Origin of the sequence: Saccharopolyspora flava (genome assembly GCF_900116135.1) — a bacterium.
Taxonomy (GTDB): domain Bacteria; phylum Actinomycetota; class Actinomycetes; order Mycobacteriales; family Pseudonocardiaceae; genus Saccharopolyspora; species Saccharopolyspora flava.
Genome location: NZ_FOZX01000002.1, coordinates 191999 through 211157, shown reverse-complemented (window position 1 = coordinate 211157; position 19159 = coordinate 191999). Strand labels below are relative to the sequence as shown.

The 19159-nt window shown below is 69.7% G+C and carries 17 protein-coding genes and 1 tRNA gene; 13 read left to right on the top strand and 5 right to left on the bottom strand.

Annotation, left to right across the window (positions count from 1 at the left end):
• The first annotated feature begins 160 nt into the window (after positions 1-160).
• The 8 genes from BM424_RS07820 (at position 161) to BM424_RS07785 (ending at position 8118) form a co-directional block, all read left to right on the top strand.
• The gene (locus tag BM424_RS07820; protein WP_093414983.1) at positions 161-1483 is read left to right on the top strand and encodes a M16 family metallopeptidase; all 1323 of its coding nucleotides are present in this window, start codon (positions 161-163) and stop codon (positions 1481-1483) included.
• On the top strand, positions 1480-2847 hold the full coding sequence (locus BM424_RS07815) for a M16 family metallopeptidase (RefSeq protein ID WP_093414982.1): 1368 nt from the start codon (positions 1480-1482) through the stop codon (positions 2845-2847). Before BM424_RS07820 ends, BM424_RS07815 begins: the two co-directional genes overlap by 4 nt.
• 25 nt (positions 2848-2872) lie before the next feature.
• A complete protein-coding gene (gene nudC / locus BM424_RS07810; protein WP_093414980.1) occupies positions 2873-3799 on the top strand; it encodes an NAD(+) diphosphatase in 927 nt (308 codons plus the stop codon).
• 167 nt (positions 3800-3966) lie between these two features.
• Positions 3967-6042, top strand: coding sequence for an ATP-dependent DNA helicase UvrD2 (locus BM424_RS07805; protein WP_093414979.1), 2076 nt, complete (start codon positions 3967-3969; stop codon positions 6040-6042).
• Positions 6043-6159: 117 nt separating this feature from the next.
• Positions 6160-6354: a hypothetical protein gene (locus BM424_RS07800; RefSeq protein ID WP_093414977.1), complete on the top strand. Its 195-nt coding sequence runs from the start codon at positions 6160-6162 to the stop codon at positions 6352-6354.
• 140 nt (positions 6355-6494) lie between these two features.
• The gene (locus BM424_RS07795; RefSeq protein ID WP_093414976.1) at positions 6495-6845 is read left to right on the top strand and encodes a WhiB family transcriptional regulator; all 351 of its coding nucleotides are present in this window, start codon (positions 6495-6497) and stop codon (positions 6843-6845) included.
• Complete coding sequence (locus BM424_RS07790; RefSeq protein ID WP_093414974.1) at positions 6842-7048, top strand: hypothetical protein; 207 nt, start codon at positions 6842-6844, stop codon at positions 7046-7048. The genes BM424_RS07795 and BM424_RS07790 overlap by 4 nt, the downstream gene beginning before the upstream one ends.
• 182 nt (positions 7049-7230) lie before the next feature.
• Entirely contained in the window at positions 7231-8118 is an 888-nt protein-coding gene (locus BM424_RS07785; protein WP_093414973.1) for a class I SAM-dependent methyltransferase, read from the top strand.
• A 9-nt stretch (positions 8119-8127) separates the two neighbouring features.
• On the opposite strand, the gene BM424_RS07780 is transcribed toward BM424_RS07785, so the two are convergent.
• Together BM424_RS07780 and BM424_RS28740 are read right to left on the bottom strand one after the other, a co-directional pair.
• Positions 8128-9447 (bottom strand): ABC1 kinase family protein, encoded by a 1320-nt coding sequence (locus BM424_RS07780; protein ID WP_093414971.1) that lies wholly within the window; start codon positions 9445-9447, stop codon positions 8128-8130.
• A gap of 269 nt (positions 9448-9716) precedes the next feature.
• Positions 9717-9866: a DUF5679 domain-containing protein gene (locus tag BM424_RS28740; RefSeq protein ID WP_010693945.1), complete on the bottom strand. Its 150-nt coding sequence runs from the start codon at positions 9864-9866 to the stop codon at positions 9717-9719.
• A 227-nt stretch (positions 9867-10093) separates the two neighbouring features.
• Here BM424_RS28740 and BM424_RS07775 point away from each other — a divergent pair, with 227 nt between their 5' ends.
• On the top strand, positions 10094-10675 hold the full coding sequence (locus BM424_RS07775) for a M48 family metallopeptidase (protein WP_093414969.1): 582 nt from the start codon (positions 10094-10096) through the stop codon (positions 10673-10675).
• A 177-nt stretch (positions 10676-10852) separates the two neighbouring features.
• On the opposite strand, the gene BM424_RS07770 is transcribed toward BM424_RS07775, so the two are convergent.
• Positions 10853-12295, bottom strand: a complete 1443-nt coding sequence (locus tag BM424_RS07770; protein WP_093415678.1) for a zinc-dependent metalloprotease — start codon at positions 12293-12295, stop codon at positions 10853-10855.
• Positions 12296-12401: 106 nt separating this feature from the next.
• Here BM424_RS07770 and BM424_RS07765 point away from each other — a divergent pair, with 106 nt between their 5' ends.
• Entirely contained in the window at positions 12402-13436 is a 1035-nt protein-coding gene (locus BM424_RS07765; protein WP_217649650.1) for a YlbL family protein, read from the top strand.
• A 14-nt stretch (positions 13437-13450) separates the two neighbouring features.
• Here the strand turns inward: BM424_RS07765 and BM424_RS07760 are convergent, their stop codons facing one another.
• The gene (locus BM424_RS07760) at positions 13451-13975 is read right to left on the bottom strand and encodes a PPA1309 family protein (protein WP_093414966.1); all 525 of its coding nucleotides are present in this window, start codon (positions 13973-13975) and stop codon (positions 13451-13453) included.
• A gap of 209 nt (positions 13976-14184) precedes the next feature.
• Between BM424_RS07760 and BM424_RS07755 the strand changes: the two genes are divergently transcribed.
• The 3 genes from BM424_RS07755 (at position 14185) to BM424_RS07745 (ending at position 17822) form a co-directional block, all read left to right on the top strand.
• The gene (locus BM424_RS07755) at positions 14185-17079 is read left to right on the top strand and encodes a UPF0182 family protein (RefSeq protein WP_093415676.1); all 2895 of its coding nucleotides are present in this window, start codon (positions 14185-14187) and stop codon (positions 17077-17079) included.
• Between the two features lie 177 nt (positions 17080-17256).
• A tRNA-Met gene (locus tag BM424_RS07750) sits at positions 17257-17330 on the top strand.
• 66 nt (positions 17331-17396) lie between these two features.
• Positions 17397-17822: a nuclear transport factor 2 family protein gene (locus BM424_RS07745; protein ID WP_093414965.1), complete on the top strand. Its 426-nt coding sequence runs from the start codon at positions 17397-17399 to the stop codon at positions 17820-17822.
• Positions 17823-17831: 9 nt separating this feature from the next.
• On the opposite strand, the gene BM424_RS07740 is transcribed toward BM424_RS07745, so the two are convergent.
• Positions 17832-19100 (bottom strand): ATP-binding protein, encoded by a 1269-nt coding sequence (locus BM424_RS07740; RefSeq protein WP_093414963.1) that lies wholly within the window; start codon positions 19098-19100, stop codon positions 17832-17834.
• Positions 19101-19159 lie beyond the last annotated feature (59 nt).

Sequence of the window (19159 nt, the reverse complement as noted above, 5' to 3'; positions counted from 1 at the left end):
GCGCATCCCGGCTGGTCGGTATGTCGCATCGGGGCAGGTCAACGGCCTATCCGGCATTACTCCGGTTGTCGTCTCGACGCCTCCGGCAGCCCGCCCGACACGCCGAAAGCGTTCGAAGGGGGCACGCGCGGCTTGACAGCCCGCACGTAGGCTGCACGACATGGTCGAACCCCAGCTGCATCGCGTTACTCTGCCCAATGGGCTGCGCGTGGTGTTGGCACCGGACTCGGCAGCGGGCCAAGCGTCATCAGGGCAGGCCCCTGTGGTCGGTGTCAGCGTGCACTACGACGTGGGCTTCCGCTCCGAACCCGAAGGGCGCACCGGCTTCGCGCACCTGTTCGAGCACCTGATGTTCCAGGGCAGCGAAAGCCTCGAGAAACTCGCCCACTTCCGGCACGTGCAGGGCTCCGGCGGCACGTTCAACGGTTCGACGCACCAGGACTACACCGACTACTTCCAGGTCCTGCCCTCCGCGGCCCTGGAACGCGCGCTGTTCCTGGAAGCCGACCGGATGCGCGCCCCCAAGCTCACCGAGGAGAACCTCGCCAACCAGGTGGACGTGGTCAAGGAGGAGATCCGGCTCAACGTCCTCAACCGCCCCTACGGCGGCTTCCCCTGGATCCTGCTCCCGCCGGTGCTGTACTCGACCTTCGCCAACGCGCACAACGGCTACGGCGACTTCACCGACCTCGAACAGGCCACCGTCGACGACTGCGCCGCCTTCTTCGACACCTTCTACTCGCCCGGCAACGCCGTGCTCACCGTCGCCGGTGACCTCGACGTCGACCGGACGATCAAGCTGATCGAGAAGCACTTCGGCGACGTCCCCGCCCGCGACGTCCCGCAGCGGCCGTCGTTCGGCGAGCCGTTCCCCACCAGCGAGGTCCGCGGCAAGCACGCCGACCCGCACGCGCCGCTGCCGGCCGTCGCGCTCGGCTACCGGCTGCCCGACCCGGTCGGCGAGCTCGACGCCTACCTGGCCAACGTCGTGCTCTCCGGCATCCTCTCCGACGGCGACGCCTCCCGGCTCCAGCAGCGGCTCGTGCACGGCGAAGCCCTCGTCGTCGACGTCAGCGCCGGAACCGGCCTGATGGGCGCGCCGCTGGACGCGCGCGACCCCGACACCTTCACCTTCACCGCCATCCACACCCCCGACGTCGGGGTGGAGCGCGTGATCGGGGCCATCGACGAGGAGATCGACAAGCTCGCCACCGAAGGCCCCAGCGAAGAGGAACTGCACCGGGTCACCGCCCGCTGGGCCGCCTCGCTGCACCGCGAGCACGACCGCGTCGTCTCCCGCACCCTCGACCTCGGCAGCGCCGAACTGCTGCACGGCCGGGCCGAGCTCATCGCCGAACTGCCCGAGCGCATCGGCAACGTCCGCGCCCAGGACGTCGCCAACGCGGCCAAGGAGCTGCGCTCCGACGCCCGCGCCGTCCTGGAGATCGAACCCGCAGGTGACGAGAACGGAGGTGCGGCATGACCCGCGCAACGCACCGCAGCGCCGAGGAGATCGGCCGCACCGAGCTCGGCCCGCGGCCGCTGCCGCCGCTCGGTGAGCCCCGCACCGGCGTCCCGCCGGCCGTCGTCGACACCGTCCTGTCCAACGGGCTCCGCGTCATCGCCGCCCGCCACGGCCAGGTGCCGATGGTCGAGATGCGGCTGCGCATCCCGTTCGCCGGAGACGACGCGCTGCACCCGGCCACCGCCGAGGTGCTGGCCGAAACGCTGCTCACCGGCACCGAACGCCGCGACCGCGTCAAGATGGACACCGACCTGGCGGCCGTCGGCGGCGACCTGCACGCCGTCGTCGACCCCGAGCGGCTGAGCATCGCCGGCGACGCCCTCGCCAGCGGTCTCGACACGCTGCTCGACGTCCTCGGCGACGCGCTCACCGGCGCCACCTACGCCGACGACGAGATCAACGCCGAGCGCGCCCGCCTCGTCGAGCGCATCGGCGTCGCCCGCTCGCAGCCGCGCGTCATCGCCCGCGAGGAGCTGCAGCGCCACCGCTACGGCGACCACCCCTACGTCCGCGAGGTGCCCGAGGCCGAGGACGTCGCCCAGGTGACGCCCGAGCAGGTCCGCGCCCTGCACCGCTCGCACGTGCTGCCGCGCGGCTCGGTGCTGGTGCTGGTCGGCGACATCGACCCCGACGCCGTCACCGGCGAGGTCGAACGCGCCCTGTCCGGCTGGACCTCCTCGGAATCCGCGCACGAACTGCCCGCGCTGCCCCCGGTCACCGGCGGCAACGTGCGGCTCGTGCACCGGCCCGGAGCCGTGCAGTCGCAGCTGCGCTTCTCCGCGCAGGCGCTCGCGCGCACCGACGAGCGCTACCCGGCGCTGCAGATCGCCAACCTCGTCTTCGGCGGCTTCTTCTCCTCCCGCCTGGTGGAGAACATCCGCGAGGACAAGGGCTACACCTACGGCGCGCACTCGTCGTTCGAGTTCACCCGCGGCAACGGCACGCTGCTCGTCGACGCCGACACCGCCAGCGAGGTCACCGCGGCCGCGCTGCTGGAGACCCGCTACGAGCTGGCCCGGCTGTCGCTGGTGCCGCCGTCGGAGGCCGAGGTCGAGTCGGCGCGGCAGTACGCCATCGGCGGGCTGCTCACCTCGACCGCCTCCCAGGCGGGCCTGGCCTCGACGCTCTCGGCGCTGGCCGCGGCGGGCCTGGACCAGAACTGGCTGACCGCGCACCCCGAGCGGCTGCGCGAGGTCACCGTCGAGCAGGTCGCCGAGGCCGCGAAGCTGTTCGCCCCCACCGCGTTCACCGGCGTCGTCGTCGGTGACGCCGACAAGCTCGCCGACCAGCTGCGACTGCTCGGCGGCGTGGAGCTGCCATGACCCGGTTACCGGATGGAGCGCAAGAATGACCAGCGAAGTGTTCGCCGGTGCGGGCTTCCAGCTCGACTCACCGCCCCTCCTCTCCCGGTCCACCGTGGACCGTCGGGAGGAGCTGCGGGAATCCCTCGACGGCGGCGCGAAGCTGTGGCACAGCGGCAAGGTCGTCCTCGTCGACGCCAAGGGACGCACCCAGATCGACGAGAACTCGCGGCTCGTGGTGCAGCCGGCCGTCGACTTCGGCGACCGCCCGTCGCCGAACGCCGTGCTGCTCGGCGTCGAGGACGATGTCAGCTACTGGGCCCTGCGCACCGACCACGACGGCGCGGCCGACGACTGGCGTGACCTGCGCACCGGCGGCGCCCTGCTCAACGACACCGACGCGGGCCTGCTCACCACGGCCGTCGGACTGCTCGGCTGGCACGACAACGCCCGCTACTGCGCGGTCTGCGGCGCGGCGACCACCCGCGTCAAGGTCGGCTGGGCCCGGCGCTGCTCGGGCTGCGACCGCGAGGAGTACCCGCGCACCGACCCGGCGGTGATCTGCCTGGTCAGCGACGGCGCCGACCAGGTGCTGCTGGCCCGCCAGCCGGTGTGGCCGAAGCACCGCTACTCGGTGCTGGCCGGGTTCGTCGAGGTCGGCGAGTCCCTGGAGGCGTGCGTGGCCCGCGAGGTCGCCGAGGAGGTCGGCGTCCGCTGCACCGGCATCCGCTACCTCGGCAGCCAGCCGTGGCCGTTCCCGCGGTCGCTGATGCTCGGCTTCGCCGCCGTCGCCGACCCGGAAGAGCCGCTGGTGCCCGCCGACGGCGAGATCGAGGAGGCCCGCTGGGTCCACCGCGACACGATCCTCGCCGCCCTGGAAGCCGAAGGAGAACCGGTCGACGGAGTCCGCCTCCCGCCGAACGTCTCCATCGCCCACCGCATGATCAAGGGCTGGGCCACCACCAAACCCTGACGAGCCGCCACTGGCAGGGCGATTCGACTGTCGCGCGGGGTTCGCGCCGGAACCTCGCGCGACATTCGTGTCCATTCGCGCTGGTCAAGGTTGTGGGGACGCGATCTGGGCGACACACGGTGGTGGGTATCGGCTGGGTGGGGTCGAGGGTCTGCGAGGATGCCTGCATGGCCGATCAACCGCGACTCCTGGAAGGTTTGGACCCGGAGCAGCGGCAGGCCGTCACCGCACCGCGCGGACCCGTGTGCGTCCTGGCCGGTGCGGGAACGGGGAAGACCCGGACCATCACCCACCGCATCGCCTACCTCGTCCAGCGCGGACTCGTGACGCCCCGGCAGGTGCTGGCCGTGACCTTCACGGCGCGCGCCGCCGGTGAGATGCGCACCCGGCTGCGGGAGCTCGGGGCCGCGGGGGTGCAGGCCCAGACCTTCCACGCCGCGGCCTTCCGGCAGCTCCGGTACTTCTGGCCCCGGGTGCACGACACGGCGATGTGGCAGCTCACCGACAACAAGTTCCGCCTGGTCATGCAGGCCGCGAACCGGCTGGGGCTGTCCACCGAGCGCGAGGACGTGCGCGACCTCGCCGGTGAGATCGAGTGGGCCAAGTCCTCGCTGATCAGCCCCGAGCAGTACCCGGCCGCCGCGCAGCAGGCCGGGCGCGAGACACCGGTCCTGCCCGAGCTGATCGCCAAGGCCTTCGCCGGGTACGAGCGGATCAAGAGCGGCGCGCAGCTGCTCGACTTCGACGACCTGCTGCTGCACATCGCCGCGATCCTGGAGGACCGCGACGACGTCGCGGAGGAGTTCCGCAGCCAGTACCGCTCCTTCGTCGTCGACGAGTACCAGGACGTCAACCCGCTGCAGGCGCGCGTGCTCGACGCCTGGGTCGGCAACCGCGACGACCTCACCGTCGTCGGCGACGCCAACCAGACCATCTACTCCTTCGCGGGCGCCTCCCCGAAGTGGCTGATCAACTTCCCGCGGAAGTACCCCGAGGCGACCGTGGTCCGCCTCGAACGCGACTACCGCTCCACCCCGCAGGTCGTGGGCCTGGCCAACCAGGTCATCGGCGCCGCCCGGGAGCGACCCGCCGGGACCCGGCTCAAGCTCGTCGGCCAGCGGCCCGACGGCCCGCGCCCCGACTTCGCCGAGTACGACGACGAGACCGACGAGGCCGACGCCATCGCCCGCAAGATCGCGCAGCTGGCCAAGCGGGGCGTGCCGCTGTCGGAGATCGCGATCCTGTTCCGCGTCAACGCCCAGTCCGAGGTCTACGAGAAGGCGCTGTCCGACGCCGAGATCCCGTACCAGGTGCGCGGCGGCGAGCGGTTCTTCGCCCGCGCCGAGGTCCGCCAGGCGATGGCCACTTTGCGCACCGCCATCGCCCGCGACACCGACGCCACCGACCTGCCCGGCACCGTGCGGGAACTGCTCGTCGAGGTCGGCCTGACCGACGAGCCGCCCGCCGGCGGTTCGGCCCGCGAGCGCTGGGAATCGCTGATCGCGCTCGTCGAACTCGCCGAAGGCCTGGTCAGCACGGTCCCCGACGCCGACCTGCGGCGCTACGTCGCCGAACTCGACGCCCGCGCCGAAGCCCAGCACCCGCCGACCGTCGAAGGCGTCACCCTCGCCTCGCTGCACGCGGCCAAGGGCCTGGAGTGGGACGCGGTGTTCCTCGCCGGGCTCGTCGAGGGCACGCTGCCCATCCAGCACGCCGACACCGACGCCGCCGTGGAGGAGGAGCGGCGGCTGCTCTACGTCGGCGTCACCCGCGCCCGCGAGCACCTGCACCTGTCCTGGGCGCTCGCCCGCGCCGGGGGCAAGCGGTTCCGGCGCCGCAGCCGCTTCATCTACAACCTCGTCCCCGACGGGCACCCGGCCGCGCTGCCGAGCAAGGCCAAGGCGCCGCAGCCGCCCCCGCGCCAGGCGGCCACCGTCAAACCCCGGTGCCGGGTGTGCTCGGCGACGCTCGTCCAGACCATGGACATCAAGCTCGGCCGCTGCTCGGACTGCCCGTCGGACGTGGACGAGACGCTGCTGGAGCAGCTCAAGGCCTGGCGCAGCGAACGCGCCCGGCAGCTCAAGGTGCCCGCCTACGTGGTGTTCACCGACGCGACGCTGACCGCGATCGCCGAGCAGCGGCCCGCCGACGAGTCGGCGCTGGTCGGGATCTCCGGCATCGGGGCGTCCAAGATCCAGCGGTTCGGCAGCGACGTGCTCGCGCTGATCAACCGGGTGAACTAGCGAAATCGCAGGTCAAAAATGTGTTGCGGCGTCTGGTGCCCGGCGCCTAACCTCGTAGACACGCGCGGGCCGAGAGGTCCGCTTTCGCCGACCGAGACCGAGAAGGAGGTGGGGACAGTGAAGATCTTCGAGATCATCAACAACGCCCCGCGTTCCTTCATGGCCGGGGTTGTTTCGCTGCTCCCGGGCGCCTTTGTGCCCTTCGCCGATGATCTGCGCGTCGAGAAGTCGCGTGGCTACCGCACCACCCCGGCGATTACGCAGCACCCGTGCACTTCGGTCCGTTGGCACTTCCTGGATCCGCTGATCTAGGAGAGCCCCAGGCTTTTCACAAGGCCGCGGACCTGCACACAGGGTCCGCGGCCTTTTTGTGCGCTCCGGGTGATCCACAACCACAACCACATCCATCCACGACCACGATTCGCCTGCCATCGACTACTGGAGGAAGTCGTATGTTCACCGCGAGTGTGCCGATACCCGAGTCGGCCGTGGACTCGCAGTTCGAGCCCGAGCAACCCTCGGCCTCATCGCTGCAGCGCCGCCTGCCCTGCCGCCGGGACCCGGACCTGTGGTTCGCCGAGAACCCGTCCGACCTGGAACAGGCCAAGGTCCTGTGCAGCGACTGCCCGATCAAGACCGAGTGCCTGGCCGGCGCGCTGGACCGCTGCGAACCCTGGGGGGTCTGGGGCGGCGAGATCTTCGAGCGCGGCGAGGTCGTAGCCCGCAAACGCAGGCGCGGACGCCCGCGCAAGCACCCCCGCCCGGAGGAGACCGGGCCCAGCAAGCAGGAGCGAGCAGCATGACCGACCACACCATCAGCCTCATCCAGCCGAACGCCCTGGAGACGCGCATGTACCCGACCGAGGAGCTCCTGCGATTACATCGCAAGGAGAGACTGGCCGAAGCCGAGCGACAACGCGAAGCCCGCTCGCTCACGGCCGGACGCAGATGGCGGGCCCTGGCCCGCTACGCCACGAGAAAGGCCGAAGCCGCTGAGCAGCGCTGAAATCACGTGAACGCGCGCTCGCGGATGCCGCGTCGGCCGTCGTGATCGTGGTGGGCGCAGTTTTCATGAAAACTGTCCCCACCCCCGACGGCCGACGCACTCTCGGCACCCGAGGACGTGGCCTTGCCGAGACCGCAAACGAACGTGCGTGATTCGCCGCGCCGGGTCTAGTCTTCCGGCTCGTGGGAGCACATTCGCACGACAACATCGACTGGGACGCGCACCTGGACCGGCTTCGCGCGGCCGACGACTTCATCGCACCCGACATCACCCAGGTGATCGGCCGGTTGCTGCGACCCGGCGACCGCTCGGTCATCGAGATCGGCGCCGGAGCCGGTGGCACGGCGGCGATCATCGCGAAAACCCTGGCGTCGCGCGGAGACGGCGGCCGGCTCACCGTCGTCGACACCGCCGAGCAGCTGCTCAACGCGGCAGGGGAGCGGGCCACCGGAGCCGCCGGCGGCGTCGAGATCCGCACCGTCCGCGCCGACGCGGCCGACGACACCCTCGCCGAGGAGATCGAGAAGGCCGGAGCCACCCCGCAGGCCGACCTGGTCTACGCGGCGTTCGTGGTGCACCACCTGCCCGACCAGCTCGCCGGGCTGCGCAGGCTCGCCCGGCTCGTCAAGCCCGGCGGACGGCTCGCCGTCGTCGAGTTCGGCCTGCAGACCCGCGTGCTGCCCGCCGACATCGGCCTCGGCGAACCCGGCCTCGAAGCGCGGCTGCTCAACGCGAGCGAGCAGTGGTTCCAGCAGATGCGCGCCGAGATGGACGGCTCCGTCCGGCTGCCGATGGGCTGGGCGAAGGCCATGACCGAAGCCGGGCTCACCGAGGCGACCTCGTTCAGCTACCTGATCGACCGACCGGCCCCGCTCGACGATCTCGGCCGGGCCGCCGCGATCCGCCAGCTGGGGATGCTCCGCCGCGACGCTGACGAACGCCTGCCCGCCGCCGACGTGGAGATCCTCGACCAGCTCCTCGACCCCGGGAGCGAGCACTACGCCGGCAACCGCGACGACCTCCACTACCTCAGCGCCAACACCGTTCACATCGGCACCAAGCCCGCCTGACCTGCGAGATCAGGCGTCGGCCTCGGCGAAGCCGGGTTGCCACTCGGCGATGATGTCCCGAGTGGCGACCTCGGCGTCGAGCTGGCAGAGGATGCCCGTCGCGCCCAGCGTGACGCGGTGGATCAGCAGGTAGTCCGGCGGCAGGTTCAGCAGCCGGCCGGTGCGGAAGTCCTGGCCGCGCAGGTCGGAGACCCGCTCGGCCTGGTGCTGCAGCCAGCTGCGGGTGAAGTGGAACGTCTCGGTGCGCGCCGGGTCGACGAACGGCGCCAGGTAGGCGAGCACGTCCTCGGCGTGCAGCTCCTGATCCGGCTGGACGAACCGCTCCTCGCGCAGCAGCTCCAGCAGCTCGATCGACTTGTCCTGCAGCGCCAGCCGGATCATCTTGCCGAACGTCGGCGGCAGACCGCCGGGAAGACGCGACACCGCGCCGAAGTCGATCACGCACAGCCGCTCGTCCGGCAGCAGCATGAAGTTGCCCGGATGCGGGTCGGCGTGCAGCAGCCCGACCTTCGCCGGGGTGGAGAAGTGGAACTCCGCCAGCAGCCGCCCGGCCAGATCCCGCTCGGCTCGCGTCCCCTCGGCGATGATCTTCGAGAACGGCGTTCCGGTGACCCACTCGGTCACCACGACCTTCGGCGCGCTCGCGATCACCGCGGGAACCTTGACCCGCGGATCGTCGGCGAAGACCTTCGCGAAGGTGCGCTGGTTGTCGGCCTCGATGCGGTAGTCGAGCTCCTCGACCATCCGCTCCTGCAACTCCTCCAGCAGCGGCTTGACCTCGGCACCCGGCGCCAGCGACTGGAACACGCGGGAGAACCGCATCAGCTGCCGCAGATCCGAGCGCAGCGCCTCGTCGGCGCCCGGGTACTGGACCTTGACCGCCACCTCGCGGCCGTCGTGCCACACCCCGCGATGCACCTGACCGATGCTGGCCGACGCGGCCGGTTCGTCGTCGAACGACTCGAAGCGCTTGCGCCACGACGAGCCCAGCTGCTCGGTCAGCACCCGGTGCACGCTGGAACTCGGCATCGGCGGCGCCGCCGACTGCAACTTGGTCAGCGCCTCGCGGTAGGGGCCGGCCATCGCGTCCGGCACCGCGGCCTCGAACACGCTCAGGGCCTGGCCGAACTTCATCGCCCCGCCCTTGAGCTGCCCGAGCACCGCGAACAGCTGCTCAGCGGTCTTGGCGGCCACGTCGGCGTTGACCTCGGCGGCGTTCTGGCCGGTCAGACGACGTCCCCAGCCTGCGGCGACCCGTCCGGCGACGCCCAGTGGCAGGCTGGCGAGCTTGGCGGTGCGGTGAGCTGCTTGGCGGGGAATGTCGGCCACGAATTCTCCCTAGGTGCGCGCAGGAAAACCCTCTCGAAGCCCGAAAGGCGCGAGGTCGCCATTCGGAAAACGAGAAACCCATCAACATGCTAGTCGTTCAAACGGGCATGGTGGGTCGTGATCGGCATTCTGGGTGAGCGGGGTTCGTTCCCGCGGCCTAATGAGATGGGCCGGCGGGAACGGGTGAGCGGCTCAAAACGGATTAACTGCGTCGGGAAACCCCGGGAAACCAGCGCGGGGTGGGCCGCTGGCGGCCCACCCGTGCCCGGTCACGCCTTGCCGAGGATGCGGGTCATCTTGGTCCCGCACACCGGGCATGTGCCCTTGGCCATCCGGCGACCGTTGGTCTCCGAGACCTCACCGGAAAAGTCGCGCTTCTCCCGGCACTTCACGCAGTAGCCGTTGTACGTCTCGGCCACGGCTCCCCTCCTTCTGGTAATTGACCCAGCGCCATAGCTGGATCTCCTGCGCCCTCCTGCGGACGGCTGGGGGAACCGTACAGGCGGAGTAATTGAGATGCATGCATTACGCACAGGGCATGTTCGACTCGATGGAGTAATCATTCGGCCATTGACTCCAGCCGCGCGTTGAGGTGCAGCTCACAGGGGGAACCGTTTGTCGGAGCCAGTCGCTAGGGTCCACTTCCGTGGCTGAACCGCAGGTCGAGGTCCGCCGCAGCAAGCGCCGCCGCCAGACGGTGAGCGCCTATCGCGACGGCGACAAGATCGTGGTGCTGCTCCCGGCTCGGATGAGCCGTGCGGAGGAAAAACGCTGGGTGGCGGACATGCTGAGCCGTCTCCAGCGCAGTGAGACGCGACGCCGATCCCCCGCGCGCAACTCGGACGAGGCGCTGGTGCAGCGCTGCCGTGAGCTGTCCGTCAAGCACCTCGACGGCAGGGCGGAACCGAGCAGTGTCCGGTGGGTGCCTCCGATGCGCACGCGGTGGGCTTCGTGCACGCCCAGCGAGGGCACCATTCGGGTGAGTCAGAGGCTGCGAGATGTACCCGGATGGGTGCTCGATTACGTGCTCGTCCACGAGCTCGCGCACCTGCTGGTGCCCGGCCACGGGCGCGACTTCTGGAAGTGGGTCGAGCGCTACCCCAAGACCGAGCGGGCCATCGGCTACCTCGAGGGCCTGGTGGCCGCCTCCCAGCTCCAGATCGGCCTCACCGACGACGAGACGGGAGCCGAGGACGCCGAGGACGCCGACGAGTCCGACGGGGACTGACCCGCAGCGGCCTGACGTTGTCGACGGCCGTTGGTGTTGGGACAGTTTTAGCCATAATCACCCATGATCAATGTCCGTTTTGTCCGGACAATTATGGCTAAAACTGTCCCAACGCAAGACCACCCGCCCTCCGCGGGGTGCGGCGAGCGGGTGGTGCGCGCGAATCAGGGCCGCGAATCAGGGCTTGGGGTTGTCCGGGCCCTGGTCTTCGTCCTGGTTCGGGGTGGGGGGTTCGTCGTCCTGGTTCTGGGGGTTGTTGGACTTCTCCGACTTCTCGGCTTCTTCGGCTCGGCGGATGGCCGCGATCGGGTCGTCGAGGTCCGAGGACGAGCCCCAGCGGTCGGCGAAGTCGAGCGGTTCGTCCAGGTCGGAGCTGTCCGGCAGCAGGTCCGGGTGGTCCCAGACCTGGTCGCGGGCGTCGGTGCCGTGGCGCTCGGCCATCAGCCGCCAGAGGTTGGCCGCGTCGCGCATCCGGCGCGGGCGCAGCTCCAGCCCGATCAGCGTCGCGAAGGTCTGCTCGGCCGGTCCGCCGCTCGCCCGACGGCGACGCATCAGCTCGCCCAGCGCCTCGGCACCCGGCAGCCGGTCGCCCAGCGCGTCGGCCACGACGACGTCGACCCAGCCCTCGACCAGCGCCAGCAGCGTCTCCAGGCGCGTGAGCGCGGCCTGCTGCTCGGGCGTGGTCTTCGGCTCGAGCATCCCGGAGCTCATCATCTCCTGCATCGCCGCCGGGTTCGACGGATCGATCTTGCCCGCCATGTCCTCCAGCGCGGAGGTGTCGATGTGGATGCCGCGCGCGAACTCCTCGACGCCCGCCAGCAGCCGCTGCGACAGCCACGGGACGTGCCCGAACAGCCGGTGGTGCGCCGCCTCGCGGGCGGCCAGGAACAGGGTGGCCTCGCTGATCGGCCGGTCCAGGCCCTCGGTGAACCGGGAGATGTTGGCGGGCAGCAGCGCCGCCGTGCCCTCCGGCCCCAGCGGCAGGCCGACCTCGGTGGAGGTGAGCACGTCGCCGCCGAGCTGCGCGAGCCCGCTGCCCAGCTGCGACCCGAAGGTCATGCCGCCCATCTGGCCGAGCATGCTCAGCAGCGGCCCGGCCGCCTGCTTGGCCTCCTCCGGCAGCGCCTCCAGCCACGCCGCCGACATGCGCTGCGCGATCGGGTCGCACAGCCGCTGCCACACCGGCAGCGTCTTCTCCACCCAGTCGACCGAGGACCAGGTCTGCACCGAGCGGACCCCGGCGGGCAGCGAGGTGCTGCCGTCGAGCCACAGCTCGGCGAGCCGGACCGCGTCCTCGATGGCCTTGACCTGCTCCTGGCTGGGGCGCTCGGTCTTCTGGTTGTTGTGCAGCTGCTGCACCGCGAGCTGCTTGGCCAGGTCGTAGTTGACCGGCCCGGACTGGCCGCCACCGGAGTGGCTCAAGGCCTGACCGAGCTGCGTCAGCATCTGGCCGAGCTGCCCGAGGTCGAAGTTGCCGCCCGGTCCGGGCATGCCGGCGAAACCGAAGGGGTTGTCCCCAGGGTTGCCACCGGACCCGCCCTCAGAGCGGCCTTGCGACGAGTCGCCCTTGTCAGGGTCGTCGGGGTCCTGCGAGCTGAACCCGAACGGCATGTTGGTCATAGTTCCACCGTACGCGGCATCGGCCGCCCCTTTGAAGGATCCACTGGACTGGTCGGGTGCGAGCACCGGGCACATCGCCAACAGCGAACACGTACGCTGTCGCCTCGTGAACCGCCGTACCTGGACGCTGTTGACGAGTGTCGTGCTGGTTGTCGCCTTCGGTCTGCTCGGCGCGTTCGCGCGAGTGCCGTTCGTGGCGCTGGGCCCCGGGCCCACGTACGACACGCTCGGCCTGGAAGGCGACCACCCGGTGATCAGCATCGAGGGGCACGAGACCTACCCGACCGCCGGTCACCTGAACATGACCACGGTATCGGTCACCGACCAGCTGTCGCTGTTCGGTGCGCTGGGCCTGTGGGTCTCCGGTCGCTACGCGCTGGCACCCCGCGACGTCTACTTCCCGCCGAACAAGAGCGAGCAGCAGATCGAGCAGGAGAACACCGAGGCGTTCAACGACTCGCAGACCACGGCCGAGACCGCGGCGCTGCGCTTCCTCGGGTACCCGCACAAGGTGCTGATCGGGCAGATCGTCAAGGGCAGCCCGGCCGACGGCACGCTGGAACCCGGCGACCGGCTGCTCTCGGCCAACGGCAAGCCGATCACCGACGCGACCTCGCTGAAGGACGCGCTGGCCGGCGCCAAGCCGGGCGACCGGGCGGAGATCCGCTACCAGCGCGCCGACCAGCCCGAGCAGGTCGCCAACGTGCAGCTGGGGACCAACACCCAGCCGGGCGGCGACCCGGGTCAGGGCTTCCTGGGCGTGGCCGCGACCGAGCGCCCGGACGTGCCGTTCGACATCAAGATCAGCCTCGCCGACGTCGGCGGACCCTCGGCCGGTCTCATGTTCACCCTGGCGATCATCGACAAGCTGACGCCGGGCGAGCTCAACGGCGGCAAGTTCGTCGCGGGCACCGGCGAGATCGACCCGGCGGGCAACGTCGGCCCGATCGGCGGCATCCCGTTCAAGATGATCAAGGCCCGGGAGGCCGGCGCCACGACGTTCCTGGTCCCGGCCGACAACTGCGCCGAGGCCAAGTCGCAGGCCCCGGAGGGCCTGCAGCTCGCCCGCGTCGCCAACCTCGTCGACGCCACCAAGGCGCTGGACGCCCTCCGCAACAACCAGGTCCCGGCGCCCTGCTAATCAGGCGGGGCTGATCAGGCGAAGGTCGCCTGCAGGGCCTTGATCAGGTTCGGGGCCAGCGACGGGTCGTTGAAGATCTCGTCGTCCTGGCCCTCCTGACCGCGCAGCCGCATGACGCAGGAGTGGGCCGCGCCGCCGCGCAGCACCGCGCCGACCAGGCGAGCCTCGCGGCGGTCGGGGTGCTCGGCGGCGAGCTTGCGGGCGCCCTCGGCGTCCTCGGGCAGCGCGGCCTCGGCCTCCGGCGGCAGCACCACGATCTCCTGGACCAGGGCGCAGCCGATCACCTGCTCCGGCCACTCGATGCGGGCCAGCGCCTCACCGAGGTCGTCGGAGGGCAGCGACTCCTGCGCCAGCGGCGTCAGGGGAGAGGCCTCCGGGTCGAGCTGATCGGCCATGTCGGGAGCCGCGGCCAGCATCGTCTCGGTCGCCACCAGGGCGAAGATCTGCGTCGGCTGGTCCCAGCCCGCAGCGGCGACGAACTCCTCGACCTCGCGGGTCGCGACGGGCAGGGCGAACCCCAATTCCTCAACGGACGGCATGCCGGTCATCGTCCCATCACCGGCGGCGACGTCGGGCAGCGCGCCGCGTCGAGTCGATCGATACCGATCTGTGTCCGAAAAATACCGTTCGCGCGGGGCCTTCCAGGAACTTCACACCTGGGTCGTAGAGTTGAACATCACGAGGGATCGTGTTCACCAGCACGATTGCCAAGTTCAGCTGACCGTCCCCAGGAGCGTGCGCTGTGGCCATGCGGCCCCCGGTAGGAATGCCGAAACTATCCCGGCGAAGCAGGATCCTGCTGATTCTGGGCGGGGTGGTCCTGCTCGCCCTGATCCTCGGATCACGACTGCTGGGCGCCTACGTCGACTGGTTGTGGTTCGGCGAGGTCGGCTACCGCGGGGTCTTCACCACGCAGATCGTCTCGCGACTCGGCCTCGGCGTGGTCGCCGCGGTGTTCCTCGGCGGCGTGCTGCTGCTGAACCTGTGGATCGCCTACCGCAACCGCCCGGTGTTCGTCCCGGTCAGCGGTCCGGACGACCCGCTGACCCGGTACCGGACGGTCATCAGCGAGCACTCCCGGCTGTTCGGGCTGGGCGTCCCGATCGGGATCGCGGTGATCGGCGGGCTCGCGGCGCAGGCCGACTGGCAGACGCTGCAGCTGTTCCTGCACAGCACCCCGTTCGGCAAGGTCGACCCCGAGTTCGGCAAGGACATCAGCTTCTACGTGTTCCAGCTGCCGTTCTGGCGACTGGTGCTGTCCTGGGCGTTCATCGCGGTGACCGTGTCGTTCCTCGGCGCGCTGGTCACCCACTACATCTTCGGCGGCATCCGGCTCACCGGCCGCAGCGGCCAGCTGTCGATGCCCGCGCGCGTCCAGCTGGGCGTGCTGGCCGGGCTGTTCGTGCTGCTCAAGGCCGTCGACTACTTCTTCGACCGGTACGACCTGCTGCTGTCCCAGCGCAACAGCCTGTTCACCGGTGCCAGCTACACCGACCTCAACGCGGTGATGCCGGCGAAGCTGATCCTGATGTGCATCGCGGTGTTCTGCGCCCTGGCGTTCTTCTCGGTGATCTTCCTGAAGAACCTGCAGATCCCCGCCCTGGCGACGGTCCTGCTGCTGCTGTCCAGCGTCGTGGTCGGCGCGGTCTGGCCCGCTCTGCTGGAGCAGTTCTCGGTGCGGCCGAACGCCAACCAGCGCGAGGCCATGTCCATCGAGCGCAACCTCGAAGCCACCAAGTCCGCCTTCGGCATCGGCGACGACAAGGTCAAGTTCGTCGACTACCCGGGCCGGACCCAGCTGCAGCCCAGCGAGGTCGCCGACGACGCGGGCACGATCCCGAACATCCGGCTGCTCGACCCGAACATCCTGGCGCCGACGTTCACCCAGCTCACGCAGCAGTACAACTTCTACGGCTTCCCGGACAAGCTCGACGTCGACCGCTACCGCGACGCCGACGGCAAGCTGCAGGACTACCTGGTCGCGCTGCGCGAGATCAACACCGACGGTCTGGCGGTCAACCAGCAGAACTGGATCAACCGGCACACCGTCTACACCCACGGCAACGGCTTCGTCGCCGCCCCGGCCGACCGCGTCGACTCGACCTTCAACGAGGGCGCCACGCAGGGCGGCTACCCGGTGTTCCAGATCAGCGACGTCGCCAACGACGGCAAGGGCGCCATCCCGGTCTCCCAGCCGCGCGTCTACTACGGCGAGCTCGTCGGGCCCGACGACTACGCCATCGTCGGCGGCAACCCGGGCGAGGCCCCGCGCGAGTACGACACCGACACCCAGCAGTTCACCTACGACGGCAAGGGCGGCGTGCCGATCGCCAACCCGCTGAAGCGGCTGGCCTTCGCCGCCTACTACGGCGAGCGGAACTTCCTGTTCAGCGGCGTGATCGGGCAGAACTCGAAGCTCATCTACGAGCGCAACCCGCGCGACCGGGTCCAGAAGGTCGCGCCGTGGCTCAAGCTCGACGGCGACCCGTACCCGGCCGTGGTCGACGGCCGCATCAAGTGGATCGTCGACGGCTACACCACGCTCAACAACTACCCGTACTCGAAGATGACCGAGCTGGGCGAGGCCACCAACGACACCCTCACCGGGGTCGAGCGCCAGCCCAACCAGCAGATCAACTACATCCGCAACTCGGTCAAGGCCACCGTCGACGCCTACGACGGCACGGTCGACCTGTACTCCACCGACGACAACGACCCGGTCCTCAAGACCTGGGAGGGCGTGTTCCCGGGCGTGGTCAAGCCCTCCAGCGAGATCTCGCCGGAGCTGCGCCAGCACTTCCGGTACCCGGAGGACATGTTCAAGGTGCAGCGCAAGCTGCTCACCGAGTACCACGTGGACAACCCGGGCGACTTCTTCTCCACCCAGACGTTCTGGGAGGTGCCCAACGACCCCACGGCCCGCGGCACCGTCGGCAGCAGCGAGGGCCAGCAGCCGCCCTACTACGTGCTCGCCCAGGTGGAAGGCCAGCAACAGCCGAACTTCCAGCTCACCAGCGCGTTGACCGCGCTGCGGCGGCAGAACCTCTCGGCGTGGGTGTCGGTGTCCTCGGACCCGCAGAACTACGGGCAGATGACCGTGCTGCGGCTGCCGACCAACACGCTGACCCCGGGCCCGAACCAGGTCCAGAACCAGATGGAGTCGACTCCCGAGGTCACCGAGAACCGGACGTTGTTCAACAACCCGAACGTCACCGCGATGTTCGGCAACCTGCTGACGCTGCCGGTCGCCGGGGGCCTGCTCTACGTCGAGCCGATCTACATCCAGCGCAACGAGCAGGAGTCCTACCCGCAGCTGGCCCGGGTGCTGGTGTCCTTCGGCGGCAAGGTCGGGTTCTCCGAGACGCTGCAGGGCGCGCTCGACCAGGTCTTCGGCTCCGGCGCCGGGCAGGGCACCCAGCCCGGTGAGCAGCAGCCGCCGCAGCAGGGGCAGCAGCCCGGCCAGCAGCAGCCGCCCGCGCCGGGCACGCCCGACACCGGGCAGGCCGTCGGCGACATCCGGAACGCGCTCGAACGGGTCCGGCGGGCCCAGCAGTCCGGCAACTTCGCCGACCTGGGGCAGGCGTACCAGCAGCTCGACGAGGCCATCAAGCGCTTCGAGCAGACCCAGGGCACCGGCGGCTGAGCCGACCGTGTGGAAAGTCGGCGGGGTGGTGACCGGCGCGGTCGTCACCCCGCCGACGCTTCTGCGGGCCAGGTCAGCCGGGGTGCGGATGCGTTCACGACCCCCGGTTTGAGGCGCCGGTGAGCGGTGCGTAAACTTGAGAGCACAACAGAGCAGCCGGGAGTTTTCGGCTGACGGCGCGGGGTGGAGCAGTTCGGTAGCTCGCTGGGCTCATAACCCAGAGGTCGCAGGTTCAAATCCTGTCCCCGCTACTGAGCGAGAGGCGCTTTCCGGAGATTTCCGGGAAGCGTCTCTCCGTTTTCTGTGATCATGCGGGGATGATCCAGCAGATCCAGGACCGCTTCGCCATCGAGGACGTCCTCATCCGCTACACCCGCGCCATCGACACCGGCGAGTGGGACCGGCTCGACGAGGTGTTCACCCCCGACGCCCGCATCGACTACACGGCCTCCGGCGGCATCGAGGGCGACCTGGCGACGGTGAAGCCGTGGCTGGCCGAGAACCTGCCGATCTTCCCGAGCCGGATGCACTCGCTGCACCAGATCGCCATCGACCACGACGGCCCGGACGAGGCCCGGGTCGCGGCCTACTTCCACAACCCGATGACCCTCCCGCAGGGCGACGGGAAGCCGGACCTGCTCGTCGAGTTCGGCGGCATCTACCACCACGTCTTCACCCGCACCCCGGACGGCTGGCGAAGCCGGCACCTCCACGAGCAGATCTGCTGGAAACGAGGGCTGTGACCTCGCCGTTCACGGTCCGAGGACTCCCAGCGGCACCACGTGGACACCGTCATCTCGGGTGTACGCGAGCGAGGTACCGGTGACGATCACCAGAGCTTTGGGCTTGCGCGTGACCCGTTCCGTCAAGCGGTGCAAGGAGGCCGCAGCCTTGTCGGTTTCGGACTCACCGAGCTTGACCTCGACTCCCACCCAATCCCCGTCGCGGGTTTCCAGGATGTAGTCGACCTCCAGGCGTCCGTCGGTCTCCCGGTAGTGCATGCACGAAGCACCCGCGGCTTCGGCGTACACGCGCAAATCGTGTGCGACGAGGCTTTCGAACAGGAAACCAGCGGTCTCCAGGTCGTCGAGCATCCGCGCAGGCGACATCTGCAGGAGGGCAGCAGCGAGGGACGGATCGCCGAGATGACGTTTGGGCTTCGTGACGAGCCGTTTCGATGACCGAACCGAGGGATCCCAGGCGGGGATCTCGTCGACGATCATCATGCGGCTCAGGGCATCCAGGTAGGGCTCCGCCGTGTAGCGCGAGGGCCCTTCCGAGTCGTGATCGTCGCGGGCTCGCTTGACGATCGAAGCCAAGGTCGCAGGCTGGGACACGACCTGGGCGTAAGCCTGGAGGAAGCGTCGCACCAGTCGGGGATTCCGTGTCGTTCCGGAAACTTCGTCCACGTCGTGTTCCACGATGATGGAGAGGTAGCCGTCCAGGAACGTGCGCGCGGCATCCTCATCGGCTCCGACGAGCAAGGGCCATCCGCCGACGGCGATGTGGTGGAGGTAGTCCCTGAACGAGACCGGCGAGTTGGCCGGTGCGGGGGCGGATCCGGCGATGAGGTCGGTGACTGAGACCTTCGGCGTGATCGCTTGCTTTTCGGCCAGCGTCATCGTGCGCATGCGGACCAACCCGAAGCGGCCGGCTCCGGAGTGCCGAGTGACCGTGTCATCCGGCGTTGCCGACCCGGTGAGGATGAATTGGCCGGGTGCACCGCGATCGTCGACTTCACGGCGTACCGCATCCCAGAGCTGGGGTGCGCGCTGCCATTCGTCGAGGAGTCGGGGCACCGCGCCATCGAGGAGCAACCGCGGATCGAGCTCTGCGCGTCTGGCCGCGTTGGGATCTGTGTCGAGGAGCGTTTCGCTGGATGCCAGCTGGCGGGCCGTCGCCGTCTTGCCGCATCCCTTCACGCCTTCGATCAGCACCGCTCCCATGGCCTTGAGTTGCGCGCTCAAGGTGGCGTCCGAGTGGCGTGGCAGGTACGGCCGACCTGCGGTCCTGCTGTTCATCTACCCTCATCCATCAAAATTCACATAGATCAATCAACATTCTGCACGTTACTCAGCAG